Genomic DNA, 1,225 nt, shown 5'->3' with positions numbered 1-1,225 from the left:
AATTAAACGCGAAACTGTAGCTGTGGTGACGGCTAACATCTCCTCGGCGGACAATTGCGGTTGCTGACGGGTATCGGCGATCGCATCATGGGTATAGATGCCCACTTCTAAACAGGTTTCCCTCTTAAGTTCCTCGTCATAGGCTTCCAATTGTTGGGAAGCGGTAATCACCGCCGCCGGTCCAGTTTCACAACCCTTGCGATAGGTGGTGGTGGCCTCGTAGGGAATCGGCAGGATCACGGCCTTAGCTGTGGCGTAAGTGGCGATCGCTTCACTACCTAAAAATTGTTCGCTACCGGTGGCGCCAGACAATAACATGGGCAAGTCACAGAAAATTTTAGTCCAACCTTCTATTATAAATATTTTGACTATTTTTGTCTATTACAGCCTTTCTCATCAACCTGAACTGACCTCATACATATCTACTAATACTAAATCCGTTGAGTATAGGCTACATATCAGGAGAGGCACTCATGCAAGAGACACTCATGCAAAAGGGAGAATAAATAATCAGTTTTTAATAACCGGATTTGGTATAAGTAGGGAGGCACAATTATTTGTAGGATGGGTTAGCGGTAGCGTAACATGAACCGGCGTTGGGTTTCATGCTTCAACCCAACCTACGTTCATCTTATATTTAATTCCACCCACCTACTTATTGAGATAACTGCTGTAACGATAGCTTAACACCCTCTACCACTGTCAACCTAACTTCTAATTAGGTTGCTTAGGTTTTTCGAGTTGCTCTTTAACTAATTCTAAGGGAAGTTTTAACACTCTAGCAATTTGTTCGACGTTTAAGCCTTCTTTCATCAATTCTGTAGCGATTTCGAGTTTATATTCTTCAGCAATATTAGGTTTTTGTAACTGATTTTCTGGTAGTTGATTACAGATATTACCTTCGCTAATTTGGATTCCAAATACATTATTGTTAGCGACATTATAATAATATCTTCGCAGACTAGACCTAAGATTAGCTTTATTAACTTCTTCTCCTAGAATTTCCGATAAGGTTTTCCATAGCTTACCGGCTACATCCTTGACATATTTCTCGGAACGATGATGATTTTTAGCGATTTCTGTATATTTTTGGTGATTAATCACCCCTTCTAAGATTTCAGACTGAACATCATCTAAATTCTCTCCTGTATAGGAGAAGATGAGATTATCAACAGTTGTAATTAAAGAGTGAATATCAAAATTGTTCATTGTTAAACACAGAATC

The 1,225-nt window shown here is 39.8% G+C and carries 2 protein-coding genes; both read right to left on the bottom strand.

Annotated elements, in window-relative coordinates; all coding sequences use genetic code 11:
• Window positions 1-318: arginase family protein (locus O9295_RS00880; protein ID WP_288030988.1), on the bottom strand; the 318-nt coding region annotated here is incomplete at its 3' end.
• 396 nt (window positions 319-714) lie between these two features.
• Window positions 715-1,209, bottom strand: coding sequence for a helix-turn-helix domain-containing protein (locus tag O9295_RS00875; RefSeq protein WP_079210086.1), 495 nt, complete (start codon window positions 1,207-1,209; stop codon window positions 715-717).
• Window positions 1,210-1,225 lie beyond the last annotated feature (16 nt).

Source organism: Microcystis sp. LE18-22.4A (assembly GCF_027531105.1).
Classification (GTDB): domain Bacteria; phylum Cyanobacteriota; class Cyanobacteriia; order Cyanobacteriales; family Microcystaceae; genus Microcystis; species Microcystis aeruginosa.
This window is presented reverse-complemented; position numbering and strand designations above follow the sequence as displayed.

What these genes read in the sequence shown, in the direction of transcription:
- O9295_RS00875 (WP_079210086.1), bottom strand. Translation starts at nt 1,209, where the DNA reads ATGAACAATTTTGATATTCACTCTTTAATTACAACTGTTGATAATCTC.